Source organism: Pseudarthrobacter sp. RHLT3-21 (assembly GCF_059383495.1).
In genome coordinates this window covers 501609-524635 of the sequence record NZ_JBWZCI010000001.1, presented here as the reverse complement: position 1 = coordinate 524635, position 23027 = coordinate 501609, and the positions used below count along the sequence as shown (strand labels likewise).

Annotated in this window: 18 protein-coding genes, 2 tRNA genes and 1 riboswitch; of the genes, 3 read left to right on the top strand and 17 right to left on the bottom strand. The window is 65.6% G+C overall.

Annotated elements, in window-relative coordinates; genetic code table 11:
* Nucleotides 1-88 precede the first annotated feature (88 nt).
* The 13 genes from AC50YA_RS02495 to AC50YA_RS02435 form a co-directional block, all read right to left on the bottom strand.
* A tRNA-Ala gene (locus AC50YA_RS02495) sits at nucleotides 89-164 on the bottom strand.
* A 281-nt stretch (nucleotides 165-445) separates the two neighbouring features.
* Nucleotides 446-518, bottom strand: a tRNA-Ala gene (locus AC50YA_RS02490).
* A 100-nt stretch (nucleotides 519-618) separates the two neighbouring features.
* The gene (rsfS, locus tag AC50YA_RS02485; RefSeq protein WP_354251589.1) at nucleotides 619-1020 is read right to left on the bottom strand and encodes a ribosome silencing factor; all 402 of its coding nucleotides are present in this window, start codon (nucleotides 1018-1020) and stop codon (nucleotides 619-621) included.
* Between the two features lie 47 nt (nucleotides 1021-1067).
* Nucleotides 1068-2378, bottom strand: a complete 1311-nt coding sequence (locus AC50YA_RS02480) for a hypothetical protein (RefSeq protein WP_494980780.1) — start codon at nucleotides 2376-2378, stop codon at nucleotides 1068-1070.
* 7 nt (nucleotides 2379-2385) lie between these two features.
* A complete protein-coding gene (nadD, locus tag AC50YA_RS02475) occupies nucleotides 2386-3015 on the bottom strand; it encodes a nicotinate-nucleotide adenylyltransferase (protein WP_494980839.1) in 630 nt (209 codons plus the stop codon).
* A 40-nt stretch (nucleotides 3016-3055) separates the two neighbouring features.
* On the bottom strand, nucleotides 3056-3286 hold the full coding sequence (locus tag AC50YA_RS02470) for a hypothetical protein (protein WP_494980779.1): 231 nt from the start codon (nucleotides 3284-3286) through the stop codon (nucleotides 3056-3058).
* Between the two features lie 75 nt (nucleotides 3287-3361).
* Nucleotides 3362-4714 (bottom strand): glutamate-5-semialdehyde dehydrogenase, encoded by a 1353-nt coding sequence (locus AC50YA_RS02465; RefSeq protein ID WP_494980778.1) that lies wholly within the window; start codon nucleotides 4712-4714, stop codon nucleotides 3362-3364.
* Nucleotides 4715-4740: 26 nt separating this feature from the next.
* Nucleotides 4741-5910 (bottom strand): glutamate 5-kinase, encoded by a 1170-nt coding sequence (gene proB, locus AC50YA_RS02460; RefSeq protein ID WP_494980777.1) that lies wholly within the window; start codon nucleotides 5908-5910, stop codon nucleotides 4741-4743.
* Complete coding sequence (obgE, locus tag AC50YA_RS02455) at nucleotides 5900-7489, bottom strand: GTPase ObgE (RefSeq protein ID WP_494980776.1); 1590 nt, start codon at nucleotides 7487-7489, stop codon at nucleotides 5900-5902. Before obgE ends, proB begins: the two co-directional genes overlap by 11 nt.
* Before the next feature lie 116 nt (nucleotides 7490-7605).
* A complete protein-coding gene (rpmA, locus tag AC50YA_RS02450; RefSeq protein WP_056340543.1) occupies nucleotides 7606-7869 on the bottom strand; it encodes a 50S ribosomal protein L27 in 264 nt (87 codons plus the stop codon).
* A gap of 62 nt (nucleotides 7870-7931) precedes the next feature.
* Nucleotides 7932-8240: a 50S ribosomal protein L21 gene (rplU, locus tag AC50YA_RS02445; protein ID WP_018773353.1), complete on the bottom strand. Its 309-nt coding sequence runs from the start codon at nucleotides 8238-8240 to the stop codon at nucleotides 7932-7934.
* A 272-nt stretch (nucleotides 8241-8512) separates the two neighbouring features.
* Nucleotides 8513-10096 (bottom strand): bifunctional hydroxymethylpyrimidine kinase/phosphomethylpyrimidine kinase, encoded by a 1584-nt coding sequence (gene thiD / locus AC50YA_RS02440; protein ID WP_494980775.1) that lies wholly within the window; start codon nucleotides 10094-10096, stop codon nucleotides 8513-8515.
* A riboswitch (TPP riboswitch) is annotated at nucleotides 10079-10176 on the bottom strand. Its footprint overlaps the gene before it by 18 nt.
* Before the next feature lie 101 nt (nucleotides 10177-10277).
* On the bottom strand, nucleotides 10278-13568 hold the full coding sequence (locus AC50YA_RS02435) for an Rne/Rng family ribonuclease (protein ID WP_494980774.1): 3291 nt from the start codon (nucleotides 13566-13568) through the stop codon (nucleotides 10278-10280).
* 454 nt (nucleotides 13569-14022) lie between these two features.
* Between AC50YA_RS02435 and AC50YA_RS02430 the strand changes: the two genes are divergently transcribed.
* Nucleotides 14023-14697: a vitamin K epoxide reductase family protein gene (locus tag AC50YA_RS02430; protein WP_494980773.1), complete on the top strand. Its 675-nt coding sequence runs from the start codon at nucleotides 14023-14025 to the stop codon at nucleotides 14695-14697.
* A gap of 125 nt (nucleotides 14698-14822) precedes the next feature.
* Here the strand turns inward: AC50YA_RS02430 and ndk are convergent, their stop codons facing one another.
* The 4 genes from ndk to ileS are packed head-to-tail and all read right to left on the bottom strand — an operon-like array spanning nucleotide 14823 to nucleotide 20443.
* A complete protein-coding gene (gene ndk / locus AC50YA_RS02425) occupies nucleotides 14823-15242 on the bottom strand; it encodes a nucleoside-diphosphate kinase (protein WP_494980772.1) in 420 nt (139 codons plus the stop codon).
* Nucleotides 15243-15281: 39 nt separating this feature from the next.
* Nucleotides 15282-15728, bottom strand: coding sequence for a DUF4233 domain-containing protein (locus tag AC50YA_RS02420; protein WP_494980771.1), 447 nt, complete (start codon nucleotides 15726-15728; stop codon nucleotides 15282-15284).
* Between the two features lie 2 nt (nucleotides 15729-15730).
* The gene (locus tag AC50YA_RS02415) at nucleotides 15731-17089 is read right to left on the bottom strand and encodes a bifunctional folylpolyglutamate synthase/dihydrofolate synthase (RefSeq protein ID WP_494980770.1); all 1359 of its coding nucleotides are present in this window, start codon (nucleotides 17087-17089) and stop codon (nucleotides 15731-15733) included.
* 3 nt (nucleotides 17090-17092) lie between these two features.
* Nucleotides 17093-20443, bottom strand: coding sequence for an isoleucine--tRNA ligase (gene ileS / locus AC50YA_RS02410; RefSeq protein ID WP_494980769.1), 3351 nt, complete (start codon nucleotides 20441-20443; stop codon nucleotides 17093-17095).
* A gap of 425 nt (nucleotides 20444-20868) precedes the next feature.
* On the opposite strand from ileS, the gene AC50YA_RS02405 reads away from it, so the two are divergent.
* Both AC50YA_RS02405 and AC50YA_RS02400 read left to right on the top strand, forming a co-directional pair.
* A complete protein-coding gene (locus tag AC50YA_RS02405) occupies nucleotides 20869-21927 on the top strand; it encodes an endonuclease/exonuclease/phosphatase family protein (protein WP_494980768.1) in 1059 nt (352 codons plus the stop codon).
* A gap of 47 nt (nucleotides 21928-21974) precedes the next feature.
* Nucleotides 21975-22973 (top strand): endonuclease/exonuclease/phosphatase family protein, encoded by a 999-nt coding sequence (locus tag AC50YA_RS02400; protein ID WP_494980767.1) that lies wholly within the window; start codon nucleotides 21975-21977, stop codon nucleotides 22971-22973.
* The last annotated feature ends 54 nt before the right edge of the window (nucleotides 22974-23027 follow it).

Here is a 23027-nt window from a genome sequence, read left to right as displayed (position 1 = left end):
CTCGGCGCCCACCGTCCGGGGTCCCCACGCAGGACACAAAAAAGAGCCACCCGGCCGGGTGGCTCTTTTGGTGGACCTGCGTCCTGTTTGGTGGAGCTGAGGGGACTCGAACCCCTGACCCCCTGCATGCCATGCAGGTGCGCTACCAGCTGCGCCACAGCCCCAAACTTGTGCTCCTCCGCGGTTCAGACCGCCCGAAGCAACCTGATCAGCTTAATAGAAATCTGCGCGCGGCGCCAATCGGGAGCACGGAGCCACAATGCATAGGCTTGTTCGCGGATCCGAACCTTCAAGGCCAGGAGCCGCGAAGAAGTCCAGGACTCTCACCCCGGGGAGAAGGTGCGTGCCCGAGACATACGGGCCCTGGAACAGGCATCCGGCAAGTAGGGTGTCCGGCTGGAACAAAAAATCCGCCGGAATCTTTCGATTCCGGCGGATTATCCGGTGGAGCTGAGGGGACTCGAACCCCTGACCCCCTGCATGCCATGCAGGTGCGCTACCAGCTGCGCCACAGCCCCGGACCTTCGTTACTCCGTGGTCTCCCCGGAGCAACTCAAATATCTTAGACCAGCTTTTCCGAAAATTCCAAATCGGGCATATCCGGGCCGGCAAGGCCTGCTATTCGGCGTCGGAAGCCGCCGTCGCTTTGGCTGAAGTGTCGTCCCCGAGCTGCAGGTCAACTACCGGGCAGTCCTTCCACAGGCGCTCCAGGGCGTAGAAAACGCGGTCCTCTTCATGCTGGACGTGGATGACGATATCCGAGTAATCCAGCAGTACCCAGCGACCGCCGGAGCGGCCTTCGCGGCGTACCGGACGGAGGTCCTGCTTGGAAAGCTCCTCTTCGATGCCGTCAACGATGGCGTTGACCTGGCGCTCGCTCGGCGCGGATGCGATGAGGAAGACGTCTGCCAAGGCCAGGCGTTCGCTGACATCAAGCGCCACGATGTCGTGGGCAATCTTGTCTGCGGCAGCCTTGGCGGCTTGGCGGGCAATGGCTATGGATGAATCTGATGCAGTCATGGGACTCCTTGTAGTTTTCTAAAGCTTCGTAAGAGGGCGTGGCCTGGTCAGCTGGAGATGCCGCTGACAATGAGGATGACGCCGGAAATAAGGGCCACGATCCCAAAAGCCAGGACGAGGACCTGAATGAGCCTGAGCCGCTTCGCGCGGGCCAGGCCTGCCGTCGCCGCATCCAGCGGCTCCAGCCCATGCGCTGACCGGGCCGGGATACGCGGCAGGTCATCGAACAGATCGTCCGGCTCCCCCACCGGCACATCGGCCACGACCGGCCGGACAGGGACGGCGCGCTTCGGTTCCGCGGCAGCCCTGGCAGCAGCTTCCGCACGGGCGATCACCCGGGAACGGCCCGAAGCGGCTGGCTGCGCAGAACCACCGGCCGGCGCCTTTGACGTCGTGGACGGCCGGCGGCCGTTGCCGCCAGGCCTGACCTTGGATCCGGGCTGGGTTACCACCGGCACATAGGAAGTGGCCGGGGGTTTCATCACAGGACGGTCGACGCCGGGCACCTGCACGAATTCCAGCGGCGTCACCATGGCCAGGTTATCGGCGGTGGCCGGGCCCGTCTGGGGAACGGACTGGGTGGCCCCGGACTGGGGACTGGGAGCCGGCGTGGGTGCCGATACTGGGGGCGCAGGGGCGGCCTGCTCGGCCAGCTTCTGCTTGGCCATGGCCCGGCGGTTGAGCACCGCCGCACGCTCGGCCAAGGCGATCTGTTCCGCAAGGATGTCCGGATCCACCGCTTCGGGGTCCAGGGAGGCGATGTGCTCCATCTTGGCCAGTTGGTTCCTGGCCTGCTCGGCAATGAGTGTGCGGGCCGCGAGTGCCTGCTCCACGCTCATGCCGTCCGGAACGCCCTTGGCATTGGCCGGAACAGCGGCCTGTTCCTTTTCGGATACGGCGGTGCCGTGGCCCGGCTTCGTTGGGCCCGGCTTGGCCTGGCCCGGATTTGCTTGGCCTGATTTGGCTGCGCCAGGTTTGGGTTGGCTCGGCGCAGGTTGGCTGGGCAGGGGCTGACCCATGGGGGCGGCAATGATGGGATTGGCCGAAGTGACGGCCTGTTCCTTCAGCTGCTGGAGCCGCAGCTGCCTGCGGGTGGGAGGGCCGCCGGCGGAAAGCTGGCCCTCTTTCTCCTCAAGTTCCTTGATGGCACGCAACGCCGCACGGTCGCGGGCACGGATCTGCGAGGAACGCTGCGCCTGGGACTGCTCGGGGACGGAATCCACCGGGGCGTCACCCGCCCGCCGTTGTTTTGAGGCAGGCGAAACCTGGCCCGGGACGGTTGACCCGGAAGCCGTGTTCTCATCTCTGGCCTGCCGCAGTTCGCGGCGGCTGCGGACGGGGGGCTGTTCCTGACTCATTGGGGACTCATTCAGTACTGGCTGGCTCGTCTGGTTCGGTAATTCGGACGTCCTGGGGATCTGATCCCTCGGCGTACAGACCATATTTGGCGATGTATTGGACCACTCCGTCGGGCACGAGGTACCAGACCGGATTGTTCGCGGCTACACGCACACGGCAGTCCGTGGACGAGATGGCCATGGCGGGCACCTCGAGGAGGCTGACGTCTTTGCGGCCCATGCCATCAAGCACATGTCCCGGCCGTGTCACGCCGACAAAATGGGCCAGGGACCACAGCTCATCGATGTCCTTCCAGGACAGGATCTGCGCCAGGGCATCCGCACCGGTGATGAAGAACAGATCCGCATCCGGACGCTGGGTCCGGAGATCCCGCAAGGTATCAATGGTATATGTGGGACCGGGCCGGTCAACATCCACCCTGCTGACGGTGAACCGGGGGTTCGAGGCCGTGGCGATCACCGTCATAAGGTAGCGGTGCTCAGGCTCGCTGACCTGCTTGTGCGATTTCTGCCACGGCTGTCCCGTGGGGACAAAGACCACTTCATCCAGGCCGAACTTGGCGGCCACCTCGCTGGCTGCAACAAGGTGGCCGTGGTGGATGGGATCAAACGTCCCACCCATCACGCCCAGCCGCAGCCGCCCCTGCGCACCGTCACGGTGCAGAACACGCGAAATGTCAGTGGCCTTGGCCGTGGTCGTGCTTGTTGGGGTGCTGGCGGTGCGGATCGGCGTGCTCTTCCGCTACGGTGTGCCGGTTGCCCACGTTGGAGTAGGACCACGTCACGAACATCAACACCAGCAGGATGGCGAAAATGGATACGCCGAAGACCCACGGCTCAGCCCACAGCGGAGCGGGTTCGTGTTCTCCGCCTTCGGCGACGGTCATGGCGATCTGCTGGAGCAGCATTTTCTCCCCTAAGGTTCAAGGATGTGGCAGCGGATTGTCCCGCTGTTCCGGACTTCTGTCTATAATACCGCGTTGCTACCCGCGGACCTGGCCCTCGCCCTGCACGATCCACTTAGTGGTGGTGAGCTCAGTCAAGCCCATCGGGCCGCGGGCATGAAGCTTCTGCGTGGAGATGCCAACCTCGGCACCCAGGCCCAGCTCGCCGCCGTCGGTAAAACGCGTGGACGCGTTAACGATCACCGCGGCCGAGTCAATCTCGGCGATGAACCGCTCCGCGTTGGCGAGGTCGTTGGTGAGGATCGCTTCGGTGTGGCCAGTGGACCAGGTCCGGATGTGCTTGACGGCGTCATCCAGGCTGTCCACCATGGCCACGGCGAGGTCCAGGTCCATGTACTCGGTTGCCCAGTCCTCATCCGTTGCCGGCTCGGACTCAACCGATAAAGGCAGTGCAGCACGGATGCGCTCGTCGACGTGGAGGGTGACCCCGGCACCGCGCAACGCGGCCGCGACGGCGGGCAGCACGGTGGACCGCGAATGGACCAGCAGGGTCTCCACGGTGTTGCAGACGCTGGGCCGCTGGGTCTTGGCGTTCAGCAGGATCTCCACCGCCATGTCCTCGCTGGCGGATTCGTCGATAAAGATATGCACGTTGCCCTCGCCGGTCTCGATGACCGGCACCGCGGCGTTCAGCACCACGGACTGGATCAGGTCCCGGCCCCCGCGCGGAATCAGGACATCAACGCGCCCGCGGGCCCGCATCAGCGCATTCGCGCCTTCCCGGCCGTACTGGTCCACTGTCTGCACGGCATCGGCGGGCAGCCCGACGCCGTCCAGGGCTTCGCGGAGAACGTGGACCAAGGCTTCGTTGGTGGCCGCAGCGGCGGTGCCGCCACGGAGGATAACGGCGTTGCCGCTCTTGAGCGCCAGGCCGGCGATGTCCACAGTGACGTTGGGCCGGGCTTCATAAATGGCTGCGACGACGCCCATGGGAACATTCACCTGGCGCAGGCGGAGACCGTTGGGGAGGGTCTGGCCGCGGACCACGTTGCCCACCGGGTCAGGCAGGTTGGCCAGAGTCTCCAGGGCGTCAACAAGCCCAGTAATGCGGGCTTCGCTCAGTGTCAGCCGGTCCAGCATGGCCGCGGACGTGCTGTTGGCCTTGCCAGCGGCAACATCCTTGGCGTTGGCGGCCAGGATCTGGTCCTTCCGCGCCAGAAGGCCAGCGCCGATGGCGCGCAGGCCACGGTCCTTCCAGGCCCGGTTTGCCCCGGCCATCCGGCGGGCCGCGTGCTTGGAGCGGTCAGCGATGGCGTGGACCGCTGCCTCAACCTCCGCCGGAGTGGGGGTACTCCCCTGTTCCGGTCCGGAAGGAACCACGTTCGAATCGTCGGAATTGCCAGTGGCTTGGGAAATCAATGCCTCAGTCATCCTTCAAGTCTAGGCGAGCGGACCGCTCAGACCAGAACCAGATCGTCCACATGGACAACCTCACGGTCGAATCCGCGGCCCAGGGACTCGCCCAGTTCCACGGTGGAGCGGCCCAGCATCTGGGGAAGCTCAGCGGCAGAGTAATTAACCAAACCGCGCGCGATGACGGTACCGTCACCGGCCACCATCTCGACGGCGTCTCCGGCTTCGAAGGTGCCGTCCACCGATGAAATTCCGGCGGGGAGCAGCGAGGTGTGATTGTCCCGCACGGCATGCACGGCGCCGTCGTCAAGAAAGAGCCGACCCTGAACGTGTGCCAGGTGGGCCAGCCACATCATCCGCACGGACTTACGGCCGCTGTTGACGGTGAACCAGGTCCCCACATCTTCACCGGCCAGGGCGGCTCCGGCGTTGGCTGTGGAGGTGACCAGCGCGGGGATGCCGGAATCGGCGGCCATGGTGGCAGCCTCGACTTTAGTCTGCATTCCGCCGGTGCCTACGCCTGCCTTGCCCGGCTTCCCGATGGTCACTGCCTCAAGATCTTCGGGGCCGTCCACCTGGGGAATGCGCTTGGCACCCTTGGCGGGCGGGCCGTCGTACAGCGAGTCGACGTCGGACAGCAGCAGCAGGGCGTCGGCGCGGACCAGATGTGCCACGAGCGCTGAGAGCCTGTCGTTGTCGCCGAAACGGATCTTGTGCGTGGCGACCGTGTCGTTTTCATTGACCACCGGCACCACGCCGAGGTTGAGGAGGCGATTCAGTGCACGGAAAGCGTTCGCGTGGTGGCTGCGACGCATGAGGTCATCTGCAGTCAGCAGCACCTGGCTGACGGTGACGCCGTGGGCGCCGAACGCGTGCGTGTAGCGCGCCATGAGCAGGCCCTGGCCCACGCTGGCGGCGGCCTGCTGGGTCGCGAGGTCACGCGGACGCTTCACCAGGCCGAGGGGCGCAAGCCCAGCGGAAATGGCTCCCGAAGAAACCAGGATAATTTCCGTGCCGGCGTTATGTTTGGCGGCCAGGACATCTGAGAGGGCGGTCAGGGACTCTTCCGAGATGCCGCCCTTGATGCTGGTCAGCGACGACGATCCTACTTTGACAACGATCCGGCGGGCCCGGGCGAGCACACTGCGGTCGTCCTTTGGTTCCTCGATGATTACTGCGGAATTTTCAGTCACTTCGGCCGTCTCACTCGTCATCTTCAACGCCCAGTCCACTCTCCTTGAGCGGCGTGGCAGCGCGGCGGCTGCTGACCGATTCGGTCCAGATCCCGGCCTTGCGCTCGGCTTCGAGCTCGGCGCGGGCGGCGGCCTTGGCATCCTTGCGTTCCTGCTGCTCGTCACGCTTCTGGCCACGGGTGGGGCGGTCGCCGACGTCCGCGAAACGGATATCCGTGCCACGCGGTGATGCGAGCATTTCGGCTCCGGCCATCATGGTGGGCTCCCAGTCGAAGACAACGCCGTCATCTTCGCCGATCACGACTGCGTCGCCCGGCTTGGCGCCCTGCTTGAACAGTTCGTTTTCGACGCCGAGCTTGGCCAGGCGGTCGGCGAGGTAGCCGATGGCTTCCTCGTTGGTGAAGTCAGTCTGCTTGACCCAGCGCACGGGCTTGTCGCCCAGGACGCGGAAGAGCGGTTCGAGGTTCTTTTCCTCGCGGCGGATCCTGAAACCGGACTCGTTGACGGCGCGGGGCCGCAGGATGGGCGGCTGGACCTTTGGCGGGGCGGCCGCGAGGGCGGCACGGGCGGCCTGGACGATTTCCGCCATCGCGAAGCCCAGCTGGCGGAGACCCTCGTGGCTGGTGGCCGAGATCTCGAAGACCCGGTAGCCGCGTGATTCCAGTTCGGGGCGGACGAATTCAGCCATGTCCTTGCCGTCCGGGAGGTCCACCTTGTTCAGGGCCACCAGCCGCGGACGGTGGTTCAGCGGAACCACTTCGCCGTCGGTACCCGCGTAGCTCATGTCCACGACGTACTTTTCCAGTTCGGCCTCGATGATGGCCAGGTCTGCCAGCGGGTCGCGGTCCGATTCAAGCGTGCCGCAGTCCAGCACGTGTACCAGGGCGGCGCAACGCTCCACATGGCGCAGGAAGTGGTGGCCAAGGCCCTTGCCTTCGCTGGCGCCCTCGATGAGGCCCGGAACGTCTGCAATGGTGAAGCGGACATCGCCGGACTGGACAACACCCAGGTTCGGGATGAGGGTGGTGAAGGGGTAGTCGGCGATCTTGGGCCGCGCGGCGGACATGGCCGCGATCAGGCTGGACTTGCCGGCAGAGGGGAAACCCACCAGTGCGATATCGGCGATGGATTTCAGTTCCAGCACAACGTCGCTGGCGTCACCCTCGATGCCCAGGAGCGCGAACCCCGGGGCACGGCGCTTCTGCGAGGACAGCGAGGCATTGCCCAGGCCGCCCTGGCCGCCGGCGGCGGCCACATATTCTGCGCCTTCGCCGACCAGGTCTGCCAGAACGGTGCCGTCCTTGGATTTGACCACGGTGCCATCCGGGACCGGCAGGATGAGGGTCTCGCCGCTCTTGCCGCCGCGCCAGTCGCCCATGCCGGACCCGCCGTTGGTGGCGTGCCGGTGCGGGGAGTGGTGGTAGTCCAGCAGGGTAGTGGTCTGGTGGTCAACGCGCAGGATGACGTTGCCGCCATCGCCGCCGTTACCGCCGTCGGGTCCGCCCAGTGGGATGAACTTCTCCCGGTGGACGGAGACACAGCCGTGGCCGCCGGTACCGCCGGATACGTGCAGTACTACCCGGTCTACAAAGCTCGCCACGTGGATCTCCTCAGTGCTTTTTCCTGGACGCCCAAGGGCGCCAAGACGATTGTAATGCGGTTAAAAGAATAGTGGAGCGGACCAAATGGCCCGCTCCACCGATTCAGAACTATTTGTTACTCTGCAGCTGCAGCAGCAACGATGTTAACAACGCGGCGACCGCGGCGGGTGCCGAACTGGACGGCTCCCGGAGCCAGTGCGAACAGTGTGTCGTCGCCGCCACGGCCAACGCCGGCGCCCGGGTGGAAGTGGGTGCCACGCTGGCGGACGATGATCTCGCCTGCGGAAACTACCTGGCCGCCGAAGCGCTTGACGCCGAGGTACTGGGCGTTGGAGTCACGACCGTTGCGAGTGGAACTCGCGCCTTTTTTATGTGCCATTTGAAATGCCTGCCTTTAAAATTCTGGGGAATCTGCTGAAGAACCTGAACAGTAACGAAGAGTTACTTGATACCCGTGATCTTGACCTTGGTCAATTCCTGACGGTGACCCTGGCGCTTCTTGTAACCGGTCTTGTTCTTGAACTTCTGGATGACGATCTTCGGACCACGGAGGTCTTCGAGGATCTCAGCCGTAACCGTTACCTTGGCCAGGTCCGCAGCAGCAGAGGTGACTTTGTCACCGTCTACCAGGAGCAGTGCGGGCAACTCAAAAGTGCTGCCGGCTCCACCGGGGACGCGGTTCAGGGTAACGAAGTCTCCAACGGAAACCTTCTCTTGGCGGCCGCCTGCGCGGACAATCGCGTACACCACTTGGGAACTCACTTCTCTCGACGTTTATTACTAAATTTGCGTGCTGAACCCGATTCCATAATTGGCTGGGTTCTCGCTGTGCCTCAACGCCGTGGGGTCGTAACCCAAGTGTTGGCGTAAGCACCGAAGATCTAGAATACGCTAATTTTGCCTTCGGCCGCAAATGAGGCTGGTTACGGTCTGTTGTCTGTGATAGGACCCACAAGCAGGTACTGCACTGACAATCCAAAACCGTGCCTGACTATCGTACAGGCCACGTGGACGCCAAACTGTCAGGAATGAATTCGCGGCGCGTCGAAGAATTCCACTTCGAACCGGGAGGACTGCCTGAACGCCACCAGCATCGCCGCCCGTTCAGCCGCGGAAGCGCTCCGGGCGGCATCGTCAGCCAAGGCGATGGCGTCGCGGGTGGCCTGCGCGAAGTCCTCGTCAGCATAGGCCCGCAGCCAGTCGGCATAAGGGTGCGCTGCAGGGGCACCGGCAGCCAGGAACTCCGCGTGGAGGGTCTGTCCCACCTCGGCGTACAACCAGAAGCACGGCAGCACCGCCGCCACGAGGACCGCATAGCTGCCGGAGGCCGAGGCTGCCAGCAGGTGGTCCACGTAGGACTTGGTGACAGGTCCAAGGACGGAGTCCACTGTCCTGGTGCTCAGCCACGTGCGGTGCAGTTCGGATTCGACCTCAAGGCATTGCCGGGCCGACTTTGCCCAGAACAGCTGCGAGGCTTCCGTGGGCGCCAGCGCACTGGCCCGGGCAAGGACACGCGAATAGCCGTTGAGGTAGATGGCGTCCTGGGCGAGGTAAAAGGCGAACTGCTCCTCAGCCAACGTGCCGGCCGCCAGGTCACGGATGAAATCCAGCCCGTAGATGGCCTGAAGATCCGGCTCCGACGCCCGACGCAGCGTCTCTGCGAATTCGCCGGCTGCCGGAACCTGCTGCATGTGGTGGAAGTGGTTGATGGGGCCGTTGCCCCCGCCCACCTCGAGCTGGTCAGAGGCCTGCAGCGCGCCAACCAGCCAAGGCTTGACCTTCCGCAATGCGGCTTCCCAGTCCCCCAGCCTGGCCTGAGCCGTGGCCATGGCCGACGACAGCGAGCAGCCGGTGCCGTGGCTGTTGCGGGTGGGGATCCTGTCCCCGCTCACTTCCACCACCTCCCGGGTAAGCAGCCCGGCGGCGTTGACCAGGGCATCCGGGCACGCACCGGCGTCGAGATGGCCGCCCTTGACCAGCACGGTGGCACCGGTCGCGGCGGACAACCGCCGCCCTTGCCCGAGCGCATCAGGCCAATCCCGCGCCTGCGGCTCCCCCACCAGGATGGCCAGTTCGGCCAGGTTGGGGGTGATCAGGTCCGCGAGCGGGAGCAGTTCCCGCAGGGCTACCTCCGCCGACTCCTGCAGCAGCCGGTCTCCGCTGGTGGCCACCATCACCGGATCAAGAACGACGACGGCGGGACGCACCTTTTCCAGCCAGTCCCGGACCACGCCTATCACCGCGGCGTCGCCCAGCATGCCGATCTTGACCGCGTCGATGGTGATGTCGTCGCTGATGGCCTCAAGCTGCTGGCCCAGAAAGGACGCCGGCGGGACGTGAACCGCCCGGACCCCCTGCGTGTTTTGGACTGTCAGGGCGGTGATGGCCGCCATGCCATAGCCGCCAAGAGCCGCAATGCTCTTGAGATCGGCCTGGACGCCCGCGCCACCTGAGGGGTCCGATCCGGCAATGGACAGCACCCGCGGAACGTCACGCAGCACCTGGACCGCAGAAGAGCGGCCTGGGGCGGGCCGGTACACAGCGGGGGTTGCCGTAGCCAGGGGCGTTGCAGGAGGAAGGACAGAAGTTGAAGCCAAAGGAGACATCCCTTCGCCGGTGCTAACCGGACAGGTTCAACGGGTGTGGATCTCAGCCGGCTCTCTGCGCGGCACCCCGTGTCAGTCACCAGCCTAGCGTTCCTCAGGACTTAACGCCGGACGCCCGGACGCAGCCCGTAATTCACGGGTACGTCCGGGCGCCGGTGTAGTGGATTGCCCTGCTGTTTGGTCAGAGCTCCGAGGCCGGAACCCCTACGCCCAGGATGATGGGCGCGTTGGTGGCCGCCGGCTTCTCAGCCACAGGAGCCTTGACGGGCTCAGGGGCCTTGGCGGCGTGGGTGTGTCCGGCGGCAGCCGCCGGAGCGGCTTCGTGATGCTCCACGGACGTGGCGTTGGCTGCGCCCTGGGCACGGCTGGCACTCCGGTTCCGCCGGGGACGGCGGGCGCGCGGCTCCTCGGTGTGGTCGGAATAATCCTTCTCCGCCACGGCAGGCTGCTGCTGCTGACGGGCAGGTCCGGCCGGCTGGCTTTCAGTTGCCTGGACTGCCGACGGCTTGCTTTCCGCCACAGGAGCCGAACCGCCAAGGTGGGCGAAGGCCTCCGCGAGGCGGTCCAGTGTCAGGGCAGGCGCGTGCGGCAGATCCTCGTGATGCTCCACGAACGGCAGCACAACCTGCTCTCCGCCGAACGTCAGCACAGCGGCCGGGCGGCCGTTGGAGTCCGTCTCGGAGCGCACGGCCGGAGCCGGCGCCGGCGCAGCGGGCAGCTGTCCCGCGGCGGCTGATGCGAGAGCCACCTCGTCGTCGTGCATGTGCGCAGCGTGGGCTGCCGCCGCAATGTTCGCAAGCGCTGCCCGCGTGGCCTCCGCCTTGGCATGGCGCTCGGAATCACTGGGTTCCGGGTGGACCGTGTGGATCTGCACCGGCGCTGCCGGTGCAGTTTCCAGCGGCTGGCCGCCCCGTCCGCGGCGGCGCTTCCGGTCAGTGCGGCCACCCGGCTGGCTGTCCGGGCGCTGACTGTCCGTGCGCACGGTGTCCGGGCGCTGATCGTTGATGCGGGGGTCCTGCCGGCTGTCCACCCGCTGCACATGGTGCTCAGCGGCTACGGTGTTGACGCGGCGGTGCTCCACGGGGTCGTCGTGGGTGACGATCCCGCGGCCCGCACAGGTTTCACACTGCTCGCCGAAGACTTCCAGGAGCCCGGTGCCCATGCGCTTTCGCGTCATCTGCACGAGGCCCAGCGAGGTCACTTCGGCTACCTGGTGCTTCGTCCGGTCGCGGCCCAGGCACTCCACCATGCGGCGGAGGACCAGGTCGCGGTTGGATTCGAGGACCATGTCGATGAAGTCGATGACGATGATGCCGCCGATGTCGCGGAGCCTCAGCTGCCGGACCACTTCTTCAGCTGCCTCGAGGTTGTTCTTGGTGACGGTTTCCTCGAGGTTGCCGCCGCTGCCGGTGAACTTGCCGGTGTTGACGTCCACCACGGTCATGGCTTCGGTGCGGTCGATGACCAGCGAGCCGCCCGAGGGCAGGAAGACCTTGCGTTCCAGGGCCTTGTGGATCTGCTCGTCGATGCGCCAGGCCGCGAAAATGTCCGTGTCCTTGGTCCACTTTTCCAGCCGGCCGACGAGGTCGGGCGCCACATAGGTGACGTAGGCCTCGATGGTGTCCCAGGCCTCTTCACCGGAGACGATCAGCTTGGAGAAGTCCTCGTTGAAGACATCGCGGACCACCTTGATGGTGAGGTCAGGTTCGCCGTAGAGCAGCTCCGGCGCGAGGATCTTGGTGGACGTGGACTGGCTTTCGATGCCCTCCCACTGCGCCCGCAGCCGGTTGATGTCGTGAGTGAGCTCCTCTTCCGAGGCGCCTTCGGCAGCGGTGCGGACGATGACGCCGGCGTGCTCCGGGAGGCGGTCCTTGAGGATGCGCTTGAGGCGGTTGCGCTCGACGTCGGGCAGTTTGCGGGAGATGCCGGTCATGGACCCGCCGGGCACATAGACCAGGTAACGGCCGGGCAGCGAGATCTGGCTGGTCAGGCGTGCACCCTTGTGGCCCACGGGATCCTTGGTGACCTGGACCAGGACGGTGTCGCCGGACTTGAGCGCGTTTTCGATCCGGCGCTGCTTGCCTTCGAGGTTAACGGCTTCCCAGTTCACTTCACCGGCGTAGAGGACGGCGTTGCGGCCGCGTCCGATGTCAACAAACGCCGCTTCCATGGACGGCAGGACGTTCTGCACCTTGCCGAGGTAGACGTTGCCGATCAGGGAGTCCTGCTGGGTCTTGGAGACAAAATGCTCGGCCAGGACGCCGTCTTCGAGGACGCCGATCTGGATTCTGTCGTCGCGCTGGCGGACGATCATCTGCCGGTCGACTGATTCACGGCGTGCCAGGAACTCAGCCTCGGTGATGACGGTGCGGCGACGGCCGGTATCGCGGGATTCGCGGCGGCGCTGCTTCTTGGCTTCGAGGCGGGTGGAACCCTTGACGGACGTGACGCGGTTGTTGACCGGCGCTTCGGTGGCGGCGCGCGGCGCGCGGACGCGGGTCACCGTGTTGGGCGGGTCGTCGCCTTCTCCGCCGGTCAGTTCCAGATCCTGGTCGCCACGGCGGCGACGGCGGCGACGGCGGGACGTCACGCCCTCATCGGCCTGCCCGGCGGATTCGTCATCAGTTTCATCGGCTGCGCCGTCGTCGCCTTCGTTATCGCCGTCAGCATCACTTTCGCCGGTGCGGCTGCGTCCGCGGCGACCACGGCTGCGGCGCCTGCGGCGGCCGTTGGCGTCGTCCGCTTCGCCGTCTTCGGCGTCGTCCTCTTCCGGCTCTTCAACCACGGCGGCGGCCGGTGCCGGGCGGACCACGGTGCTGAGGTCAGGGGCCTGGAAAAGCACAGACGTGGTGGACGCCGGCTCAAGGAACAGTGAGCTGAACGGGCTGGCAGGCTCGGCATCCGCCGGTTCTTCAGCCGGCGCGGCGGCAGCGTTGACGGCGGCAGCCTTGGCGGGTGCGACGGCGGCGGTTGCTGCGGGCGCGGCGGCCTCCGCAGCTGCGACTTCCTCTGCTTCCGGGGCCGGCGTCGCTGCAGCTTCAGGGGCTGCCTCAGGAGCTGTTGGTTCCACGGCCGCGGGGGCGACGTCGGGGGCCGAGGTTTTGCGCGTGGCCACGCGGCGGCGGCGGACAGGCTTGGTCTCCGCTGCAGCCTCAGGGGCTGCAGATTCGGCGGCGGCAGGCTCTACGGCGGAGGGCTCTACGGTGGCCTCGGTAACAATCGCGGCGGCGGGTGCTTCAGTGGCCTCAGCCGCGAAAGCCGGCAACGGCTCGGCGGTGTCCACCTTCTTACGTGCGCGGGTCCGGCGAACCGGTGCCTTGGGCTCCGGCGCGACGTCCTCAGCAGCGTCAGTCACCGGTGCGGCCTCTGCGGCCTTCGGCACTGCCTTCCGACGCGTCCGGGTGACCTTCTTGGGCGCTTCCGCAGCCTCGACGGCTTCATCATTAACGGCTGGTGCTTGTTCGTTTTCCATATGTGGCAACACTCCTGCCCCTGACGTACCGCCACATCCGGCACCCATTGGGGCACATATTGTCAAAACCCGCAGGCGTTGACAGAAGTCAAGTGGATACTCCCAGGTTCGCACCGGCAGAGGGGTGCGGCAGCCCGTGGGAGCCGTCGGCTGTGTCCTGAAACCCGTTGTTCTACACGCCACAACCAGGTGCCGACCAATGGAATTGCGGGAAGCCGGATCAGAGAATCCGAAGCCTGCCCTGCTCATCATTGGCGGTCTTGAAACAAGCCACCGGACCGGAGTCCGAATGTGGGTCGGCCTCCAGCCATGTTCATTCTCTCACACCCGGGCTGAAAGACGGCGGAAGCAAGGGCAACGGATCAGGACGTGAGGGCCCCGACTGAATGCTGCTTCCAGCCACCGGCGTTACAATCGGGGAAAGGAGCACCCGAAGCAAAGGACGCCACACACCATGCCCAGCATTTCCTCCCACGGCACCGACACGCCGGCGGCTTCCCCTGCGGCAGAGCCGTTGCCCGCCACGCCCGGGACTGTGCCGCCGATGGCACGTAACCGAGCGTTCGGCTGGCTGATGGTCATCACCGGCGCCATCGGCTGGCTGGCCTCGGGATCACTGGTCCTGGAAAAGCTCGCCCTCCTGGAGGATCCGAATCACGTAACGGCCTGCGACGTAAATCCGTGGATCTCCTGCGGCCAGGTCATGCAGACCTGGCAGAGCTCGGCGTTCGGGTTCCCCAACATGTTTATTGGCATCGTGGCGTTCGCTGTCATCATCACCGTGGGCATGGCCCTGTTGTCCGGCGCCACGTTTGCACGCTGGTACTGGGCAGGACTCCAGGCCGGCGTCACGCTCGGCTTCGCTTTTGTGGTGTGGCTCTGGTCCCAGGCACTTTACGACATCCACATTCTGTGCCCGTTCTGCATGATCGTCTGGGCCGCGATGATCCCACTCTTCGTCTGGGTAACCATCCGTAACGTCGTCCATGGCATCATCCCCGTCCCGGCAGGTGCGGCACGTGTGCTGGGCGAATCGGGCTGGATCATCACCGCGTTGCTGTACGTGGCAGTCATCGCCAGCATCTTCTTCGCGTTCATCCAGGTGTTTGCCGGAACATCAGGCTTCTAAGCGAGCCCCGCAAAACGCACACAAATACCACACACAACAAGGCGCGAACCGGCACGTAATACCCTCAAATCCGAGATTTGAGGGTATTACGTGCCGGTTCGCGCCTTTACTTGGCGGTGCGGGACTTAGTCCTGGAACCAGATCTTGATTTCGCGCTCGGCCGAGTCCACGGAGTCGGAGCCGTGGACCAGGTTCTGCTGGACCTTCAGGCCCCAGTCGCGGCCGAAGTCGCCACGGATGGTGCCGGGAGCCGCAGTGGTGGGATCGGTGGTGCCAGCCAGGGACCGGAAGCCTTCGATGACGCGGTGGCCTTCGAAGATCGCGGCGACAACCGGTCCGCTGAGCATAAATTCGACGAGGGGCTCGTAAAACGGCTTGCCCACGTGCTCTTTGTAGTGCTGCTCCAGCAGTTCCCGGCTGGCGTCAACCTTCTTCAGTTCGGCGAGGGTGTAGCCCTTTGCCTCAATGCGGCCCAGGATGGCGCCGCTGAGGTTGCGGGCAACGCCGTCGGGCTTGATCAGTACCAGGGTGCGCTCAATGGTCATAGCTGCTCCAATGCGTAATGGGTGGGTTTCGGGACTATTCTACGAGGATTCCGTGGCGTCCCCGTGCGACGCATTCCACTCGGTCTGTTCGCGTTCGCGCTGTGCGGCCTCGGAGTCGATCCTGATGCCGGTGCGGATTCCGTACCACCAGGCCAGGCCGAACAGCGCACCGACCAGGAACATCATGGGCTCAACAATGCCCGTCAGGATCAGCACAATCTGCAGGATCCAGCCCAGCCCCACGCCCCACGGTTTGGACAGCACAGCGCAGGCAAGGACCATCACGACGCTCAGCGCGATGCCGATCCCCAGGATCAGCGCCGGCGGAAACTCACCGCGTTTGAGTCCAAAGACGGCCAGCGTTGCGAAGAACACCACAAACGCCTCAAGCAGCAGGACTGTGGAGGCAAACATCACCTTGGTGGACCGGCGCTTCTTGGGCATTCCCGGGCGCCATTCGCGCTGGGCTTTGGTTAGCTTGGCCACGCCTAGGCCTCCGTCTTTCCGAGCAGGATCCGGGCTTCCGCCACCAGGGTAATGGAACCCGTCACCAGCACGCCGCCGGAGAGGTCGTCGTTGGCTTCGGCGCGTTCCACGGCCCATTCGAGGGCGTCGTCGAGCTTCTCAGCAATGTGGATGTTGTCTTCCCCGAAGCCCATTTCAACGGCCAGTTCGGCCAGTTCGGCCGCGGGCACTGCCCGTGGCGAGTTGGACTGGGTGAAGCAGTATTCCTGGGCGATGTCGCCCAGGGATTCCTTGAGCTGGCGCAGGATCTCTTCGGCGTCCTTCTCCTTCAGGACTCCGACCACCGGCACCAGCCGGGTGAAAGTGAAGGCCTCCTGGATGGCCTCGGCCGAGACCCTGATGCCGTCCGGGTTGTGGGCCGCGTCCACGATGATGGTGGGCGCCGTCCGGACAACCTCAAGGCGGCCGGGGGACGTGACGGACGCGAAGGCTTCCTGGAGCACCTCGGCGTCAAGTTCCTTTTCGCCGCCGAAGAAGGCCTCGAGTGCTGCCACGGCCACTGCCGCGTTCTGGGCCTGGTGCGCGCCGTGCAGCGGCAGCAGCAGTTCCGGGTACCGGCCGGCGATGCCTTGGATGCTCACTACCTGGCCGCCCACAGCTACCGTCCGGGATTCGACGCCGAACTCCACGCCTTCAAACCGGAACGGGACTGCCACTTCCTTGGCTTTCTCGAGCAGCACCTGCGCAGCATCAACGGGCTGCGAGGCACTGATGAGGTAACCGCCGGGCTTGATGATGCCGGCCTTCTCGTAGGCAATGTCCTCGGTGGTGTCGCCCAGCAGGTCGGTGTGGTCCAGCGAGATGGGGGTGACCACCGAAACCAGGCCGTCGCCCACGTTGGTGGCATCGGTGATGCCGCCCAGGCCCACCTCGATCACGGCCACGTTGACGGGCTGGTCCGCGAAGATCGCGAAGCCCAGGATGGTCAGGCACTCGAAGTACGTGAGCCGGGGCTCCCCCGCCGCGGTGAGTTCGTCGTCGACGATCTGCAGGTACGGGCGGATCTCGTCCCAGATCCGGACGAACGTTTCGTCAGAGACGGGGTGGCCGTCGATGCTGATCCGCTCAGTGACCTTGGACAGGTGCGGGCTGGTGTAGCGGCCGGTGCTTAGGCCGTGCGCGCGCAGCCCGGCCTCAATCATCCGGGCCGTGGAGGTCTTGCCGTTGGTGCCGGTCACATGGATGATCGGGAAGGCCTTGTTGGGCTCCCCCAGTACATCCATCGCCCGGAACAGCGGCGCGAGACGCGGCTCCATCTTGTTTTCCGGTGCACGCCCCAGCAGCTCGGCGTAGACACTTTCCACGGAGAATTCGTCAGTCATGGCTCAGGCCTCTGCTTTTTCGACGGTGATGCGTGGTTCGCCTGACTCAGCCGGAACTGTGGCCAGCTCCAGGGTCAGGGTTTCGGTCTTGACCAGCTTGGCGTTGGCCAGCAGAGCATCGAGCACGGTGGGAACGGCCGTAACGGTGGTCCGGATCCGGTCGCTCACGTTCAGTCCGGAGTCCTTGCGTGCCTGCTGGATGGCGCGGACCATGTCGCGGGCCGTCCCTTCGGCCTCAAGTTCGGGCGTGACCTCGGTATTGAGCACCACAAAGCCGCCTCCGGGCAATACTGCGACAGCAGAGGATGCGGTAGCAGAACCGCCGTCGGACTCCGCCACTACTGTCTCCAGCGTGTATTCCTGGGGTTCCAGCTCCAGGCCGCCGGAAACAACGACTCCAGCGACGCCGTTTATTTCTTGAACCGACCAGTCACCGGACTTGGCGCCCTTGATGGCCTGCTGGACGTTCTTGCCCAGGCGCGGTCCCGCGGCGCGGGCGTTGACCACCAGCTTCTGCTCGATGCCGAACTCCTCCGGGGAGGCGCTCTCGGCGTCCAGCAGGCGGACGGAGCGCAGGTTCAGTTCATCGGCGACGACGGCGGCGAAGCCTCCCAGCGCATCCGCGCCGGGTGCCACAACGGTCAGTTCCTGCAGCGGCAGCCGGACGCGAAGGTTGGCGGCCTTGCGCAGCGAGGATCCGGTGGAGCAGATCTGCTGCACGCGGTCCATCGCTTCCACCAGCGAAGCGTTGGCCGGGAACAGGTCAGCGTCCGGCCAGTCGGCCAGGTGCACGGAGCGGCCGCCGGTGAGGCCGCGCCAGATCTCCTCGGAGACCAGCGGGAGCAGCGAGGCGGCCACGCGGGACACGGTTTCGAGCGCTGTGTAGAGCGCGTCGAACGCGTCAGCGCTCTCGTCAAAGAAGCGCTGACGGCTGCGGCGGACGTACCAGTTGGTGAGCATGTCCAGGTAGCTGCGCAGTTCGTCGCAGGCGCCGGAGATGTCGTAGCTGTCCAGCTGGGCGGTCATGTTCCGGACCAGGTCGCCGGTGTTGGCCAGCAGGTACTGGTCCAGGGTGTCTGCGTACCCGTCGTAGCGGAGCTTCGCGTCGTAGCCCGAACCGCCGCCGGCTGCGTTCGTGTACAGCGTGAAGAAGATGTAGACGTTCCACAGCGGCAGGATGACCTGGCGGACGCCGTCGCGGATTCCCTGTTCGGTGACCACCAGGTTGCCGCCGCGCAGGATGGGGCTGGACATCAGGAACCAGCGCATGGCGTCGGAGCCGTCGCGGTCCAGGACCTCCGAGACGTCCGGGTAGTTGCGCAGGCTCTTGGACATCTTCTGCCCGTCCGAGCCCAGCACGATGCCGTGGCTGATGACGTTCCGGAAGGCCGGACGGTCAAACAGAGCCGTGGACAGGATGTGCAGCATGTAGAACCAGCCGCGGGTCTGGCCGATGTACTCCACGATGAAGTCCGCCGGGTTGTGCGTGTCAAACCAGGCCTCGTTCTGGAACGGGTAGTGCACCTGGCCGTACGGCATGGAGCCGGAGTCGAACCAGACGTCCAGGACGTCCTCCACTCGGCGCATCACGGACTGGCCCTCTTCGGGGGTCCGGGGGTCGTCCGGGTTCGGGCGGATCAGTTCGTCGATGAACGGCCGGTGCAGGTCAACCTGGCCGGCCTTGTTCAGTGGCAGGCGGCCGAAGTCCGCCTCGATCTCGGCCAGGGAGCCGTAGACGTCGGTGCGCGGGTACTCGGGGTCGCTGGACTGCCACACGGGGATGGGGCTGCCCCAGTAGCGGTTGCGGCTGATGGACCAGTCGCGGGCGTTGGCCAGCCACTTGCCGAACTGGCCGTCCTTGACGTTCCCGGGGATCCAGTTGATCTCCTGGTTCAGTTCGGACATGCGGTCCTTGAACTTGGTGACTTCCACGTACCAGGAGGAAACAGCGCGGTAGATCAGGGGGTTGCGGCAGCGCCAGCAGTGCGGGTAGCTGTGCTCGTAGCTTGCTTGGCGGACCAGGCGACCCTGCGCCCGCAGCACCTGGGTGATGGGTTTGTTGGCCTCGAACACCTGCAGGCCCACGATGTCGTGCAGGTCGCCGTGGCTGAACAGCGGCAGGAACTTGGCGCCTTCATCGACGGACAGGACTACCGGGATGCCGGCCTCTTCACAGACCTTCTGGTCGTCTTCACCGTAGGCGGGCGCCTGGTGGACGATGCCGGTGCCATCGGTGGTGGTGACGTAGTCGGCCACGAGAAAACGCCAGGCGTTCTGGGTGCCGTACTTTTCGTCGTCGCGGAAGTCGTTCCACAGCGGCTGGTACGCCAGGCCCGCAAGTTCCGCGCCGGTGTGGGTTGACGTCACGGCGGCCTCGGCGGAATCCACATCCTCATAGCCCAGGTCCTTGGCGTACGCGGCCAGCAGGTCAGCGGCCAGGAGGAAGCTTCCGGTAACCGGGGCGTCCGGCGAGGCGGCCTTGACGCCGCTGGGTCCGGCGGGCAGCACGGCGTAGGTGATGGAAGGCCCGACGGCGAGCGCGAGGTTGGTGGGCAGCGTCCAGGGCGTGGTGGTCCAGGCGAGCGCCTGCACGCCGGCGAGCTGCTTCGACAACTCCGTCTCCCCTGCAGTGATGGGGAACGTCACCGTGACTGTTTGGTCCTGGCGGTTCTTGTAGACGTCGTCGTCCATGCGCAGTTCGTGGTTGGACAGCGGCGTTTCGTCCTTCCAGCAGTAGGGCAGCACGCGGTAGCCGTTGTACGTCAGGCCTTTTTCGTGCAGCTGCTTGAAGGCCCACAGGACCGATTCCATGTATTCGACGTTGAGCGTCTTGTAGTCGTTGTCGAAGTCCACCCAGCGGGCCTGCCGGGTGACGTAGCTCTTCCATTCATCGGCGTACTTCATCACGGAGGCACGGCAGGCGTCGTTGAACTTGTCGATGCCCATGGTCTCGATCTGGGTCTTGTCAGTCATGCCCAGCTGCTTCATGGCTTCCAGTTCAGCCGGCAGGCCGTGGGTGTCCCAACCGAAGCGGCGTTCCACACGGCGGCCGCGCTGGGTCTGGTAGCGGCCCACGAGGTCCTTGGCGTACCCGGTCAGGAGGTGGCCGTAGTGCGGCAAGCCGTTGGCGAAGGGAGGACCGTCATAGAAGACGAATTCGTTGCTGCCGGGCTGCCCGCCGGGGGCGTCGGCGCTGCGCTGGTCGATGCTGGCCTGGAAGGTGCCGTCCTGGTCCCAGTACTTCAGGATGCGCTCTTCGATCTCCGGGAACTTCACGGAGTGGGAGACACCAGCGGCAGCGCCGCTCGAAACGGTAGCCGAAGGGGAGGCTGAGGCTTTGGGGTAATACGTCATTCTCGACATCCTGGGTTGAGCTGGTGAACCATTCAGCCGCTGCTGACTGGTTCCGTTCAGGATGCGAGGACGGCTCGTGTGCTGTCCTGGGACTGCACGCTGACCGCGGTACCACCTCACTTACCGGCACTCCACCACGCTCCGTGGAGAGCTGTTGTTGCGCCGGCCGCTCATTACTGCTGTGACGGGCTTACCCGTCCGGTTCTAGTAACACCGGCTGCCAGATGCCTGGCGGTCGGTGCGTTCTTCCGGAAGCTCACCGGTGATCGCCGGGTCGTAGCCATGTCTGAGTCTACTATCGCCTGCCCGTCTACCGCCATTCTCCGGAGCGCGGGGACCCGCGCCGGGACCAGTTTGAGGATCAGGGGCAGCATTAGCGGGCCAAGTCATTGGAGGATGCGTGCCGGCCCCCAATAATGAACGGTATGCAGACGGCCGGTATGCGCGGGGAGGACAGGCGGTTCCGGCGCGTAAGCGCGTGGTTCTGCTGGGCCGTCGCGGTAGTCCTTTGCCTGCCGGGCGCCGCGCTGACAGTACTGCGTTTTATCCCGTGGGACCTCGGCACGCCTTGGATCCAGCTGCTGTCCCTGTTTCCCGCAAGCCTGCTGGCCACGGCGACAGCCCTTGGAGCCATGGTCCTCGCCGTGTGCCTGGATCCCCGGCCCGCCCGCACCATCCTCGCCGCATTGGTAACCGCCGTACTGCTGCTCCAGCTGGTTGCGGTCGCGCCCCGCGTTATGTCCACCGAAGGAGCCGCAACGGCACTTCAGGCTGCGGGGGCCTCTGGCTCTCTTGGTGCCGGCCGGACGGTGACGGTGATGGCCCTCAACGTGGGCTCAATGGGAGTTGATGCCGACGCGCTGCTCTCGCTGGCCCGCGTCAGGAACATCGACATCCTGGCCCTGCCGGAGCTTGCTCCGCCAGGGCTGGAAGCCCTCGAAGCTGCTGGGCTGGCCGCACAATTCCCCTACCGTGCGCTGGACGTCGACTGGGCAGGCACAGGCAGCGCAATCCTTTCCCGGTTCCCGCTGGACTCCTCGGCGCGCGTGCCGGAAAGCAACTTTTACCAGAGCAGGGCCGAGGCGGCCATTCCCGGGACATCCGGTGGCATCCACGTGACGGCCGTTCACATAGACTCGCCCCGGCCGGGGCATACACCGTTTTGGCGGAAAGAACTGCGGCAGCTAGGAGATCTCCAGCGGGCGCTGCCCGGTTCGCCGCCCGCCATCCTGCTGGGCGATTTCAATGCCGGCCACGACCACCGCGAGTTCCGGGAGCTTCTGGCCACCGGGTTTATGGATGCCGCCCAGGCGGCCGGCAAGGGCCTGGCGCCAACCTGGCCGTCCGGATCCAGCATCCCGCCGTTCGTAGCACTGGATCATGTCCTCGTAACCCCGGACATCGAGGTCATGGCCTTCGCGACCATCACGGTTCCCGGCACCGACCACTCCGCCGTCGTGGCAGAGCTCACGCTTCCCGGATAGCAGCCTGACTCCCGCCAACAGGCACGTCTGTGCCTAGACTCGGAGCCATGACTTCCGCCCACGGCTTTCTCGGCACGGCCTGCCGCTGGCTGGCACTCTTTGCTGTGCTGCCCGTCCTGGTACTGTCCGTGTTCCGCGCGATCCCTGCCGACTGGCCGGTGCTCGCGGTCCAGCTGCTGTCCTTCACTCCTTGGCTGGCGGTGCCCGCTGCGCTGGCCACGATCCTGGCCGTTGTTGGCCGGAGCAGGTGGCAACAGACGTCCGCCGGAGCGCTTCTGCTGTGCCAGATCTTCTGGCTCTTCCCCTTCGATGCGGCGCGTCCTGCCGCCGCTGCCAGTGCGGGAGCCACGGTGGAACTAACGGCGATGAACATCAACTCGGAGTTCGGCCAGGCGGATGCGGCCCGCATCGTGCAACTGGTCAAGGACAACGGTGTAGGCCTCCTGACGGTCCAGGAGCATTCGCAGGCCCTCCAGGACCGGTTGAGCGCCGAAGGCCTGGACAGCCTCATGCCCCACCGGATCAGCGATCCGACTGATGACGGCGCCGGCAGTGCCGTGTACTCCAGTTATCCCCTCGACCTGGTGGGCATCCTCCCGGACACGCCGTTCCGGATGCCCACCGTCCGGGTGACGGCCGCATCGGGTGGATCGGTGGCGGTCCTGGAAGTCACGAACGTCCACGCCCTGCCGCCGGTGGATGTCAGGGTTGACCAGTGGCGCAGCGACCTCGCGGCCGTAGGCCGGCTGGCGGAGCGTCCCGGCAACAGGCTGCTGATCGGCGACTTCAACGCCACCTATGACCACCAGGAGTTCCGGGCGCTGCTTGGCGCGGCCCCGGACCGTACGGAACTGGTTGACGTGGGGATGGCGTCAGGATCCCGGCTGGTGCCCACCTGGCCGATGGAGGGTCCGCGGCTGCCGGGGATCGCCATCGACCACCTGGTGACCACACCGCTGGTGGGGAGCACCGGATACCAGGTCCAGCGCGTGCCGGGCACGGACCATGCGGCCGTCCTGGCCACGCTCGCCGTCCCGGCCGGCTAAGCACCCGCCACAAGGCACCCGCCAGGGGGGCACACGCCACGAAGTACTGCCGGT

What these genes read in the sequence shown, in the direction of transcription:
- rsfS (WP_354251589.1), bottom strand. Translation starts at nt 1,020, where the DNA reads ATGACTGCATCAGATTCATCCATAGCCATTGCCCGCCAAGCCGCCAAG.
- AC50YA_RS02480 (WP_494980780.1), bottom strand. Translation starts at nt 2,378, where the DNA reads ATGAGTCAGGAACAGCCCCCCGTCCGCAGCCGCCGCGAACTGCGGCAG.
- AC50YA_RS02470 (WP_494980779.1), bottom strand. Translation starts at nt 3,286, where the DNA reads ATGCTGCTCCAGCAGATCGCCATGACCGTCGCCGAAGGCGGAGAACAC.
- AC50YA_RS02465 (WP_494980778.1), bottom strand. Translation starts at nt 4,714, where the DNA reads ATGACTGAGGCATTGATTTCCCAAGCCACTGGCAATTCCGACGATTCG.
- proB (WP_494980777.1), bottom strand. Translation starts at nt 5,910, where the DNA reads ATGACGAGTGAGACGGCCGAAGTGACTGAAAATTCCGCAGTAATCATC.
- rpmA (WP_056340543.1), bottom strand. Translation starts at nt 7,869, where the DNA reads ATGGCACATAAAAAAGGCGCGAGTTCCACTCGCAACGGTCGTGACTCC.
- thiD (WP_494980775.1), bottom strand. Translation starts at nt 10,096, where the DNA reads ATGTCTCCTTTGGCTTCAACTTCTGTCCTTCCTCCTGCAACGCCCCTG.
- AC50YA_RS02435 (WP_494980774.1), bottom strand. Translation starts at nt 13,568, where the DNA reads ATGGAAAACGAACAAGCACCAGCCGTTAATGATGAAGCCGTCGAGGCT.
- AC50YA_RS02430 (WP_494980773.1), top strand. Translation starts at nt 14,023, where the DNA reads ATGCCCAGCATTTCCTCCCACGGCACCGACACGCCGGCGGCTTCCCCT.
- ndk (WP_494980772.1), bottom strand. Translation starts at nt 15,242, where the DNA reads ATGACCATTGAGCGCACCCTGGTACTGATCAAGCCCGACGGCGTTGCC.
- AC50YA_RS02415 (WP_494980770.1), bottom strand. Translation starts at nt 17,089, where the DNA reads ATGACTGACGAATTCTCCGTGGAAAGTGTCTACGCCGAGCTGCTGGGG.
- ileS (WP_494980769.1), bottom strand. Translation starts at nt 20,443, where the DNA reads ATGACGTATTACCCCAAAGCCTCAGCCTCCCCTTCGGCTACCGTTTCG.
- AC50YA_RS02405 (WP_494980768.1), top strand. Translation starts at nt 20,869, where the DNA reads ATGCAGACGGCCGGTATGCGCGGGGAGGACAGGCGGTTCCGGCGCGTA.
- AC50YA_RS02400 (WP_494980767.1), top strand. Translation starts at nt 21,975, where the DNA reads ATGACTTCCGCCCACGGCTTTCTCGGCACGGCCTGCCGCTGGCTGGCA.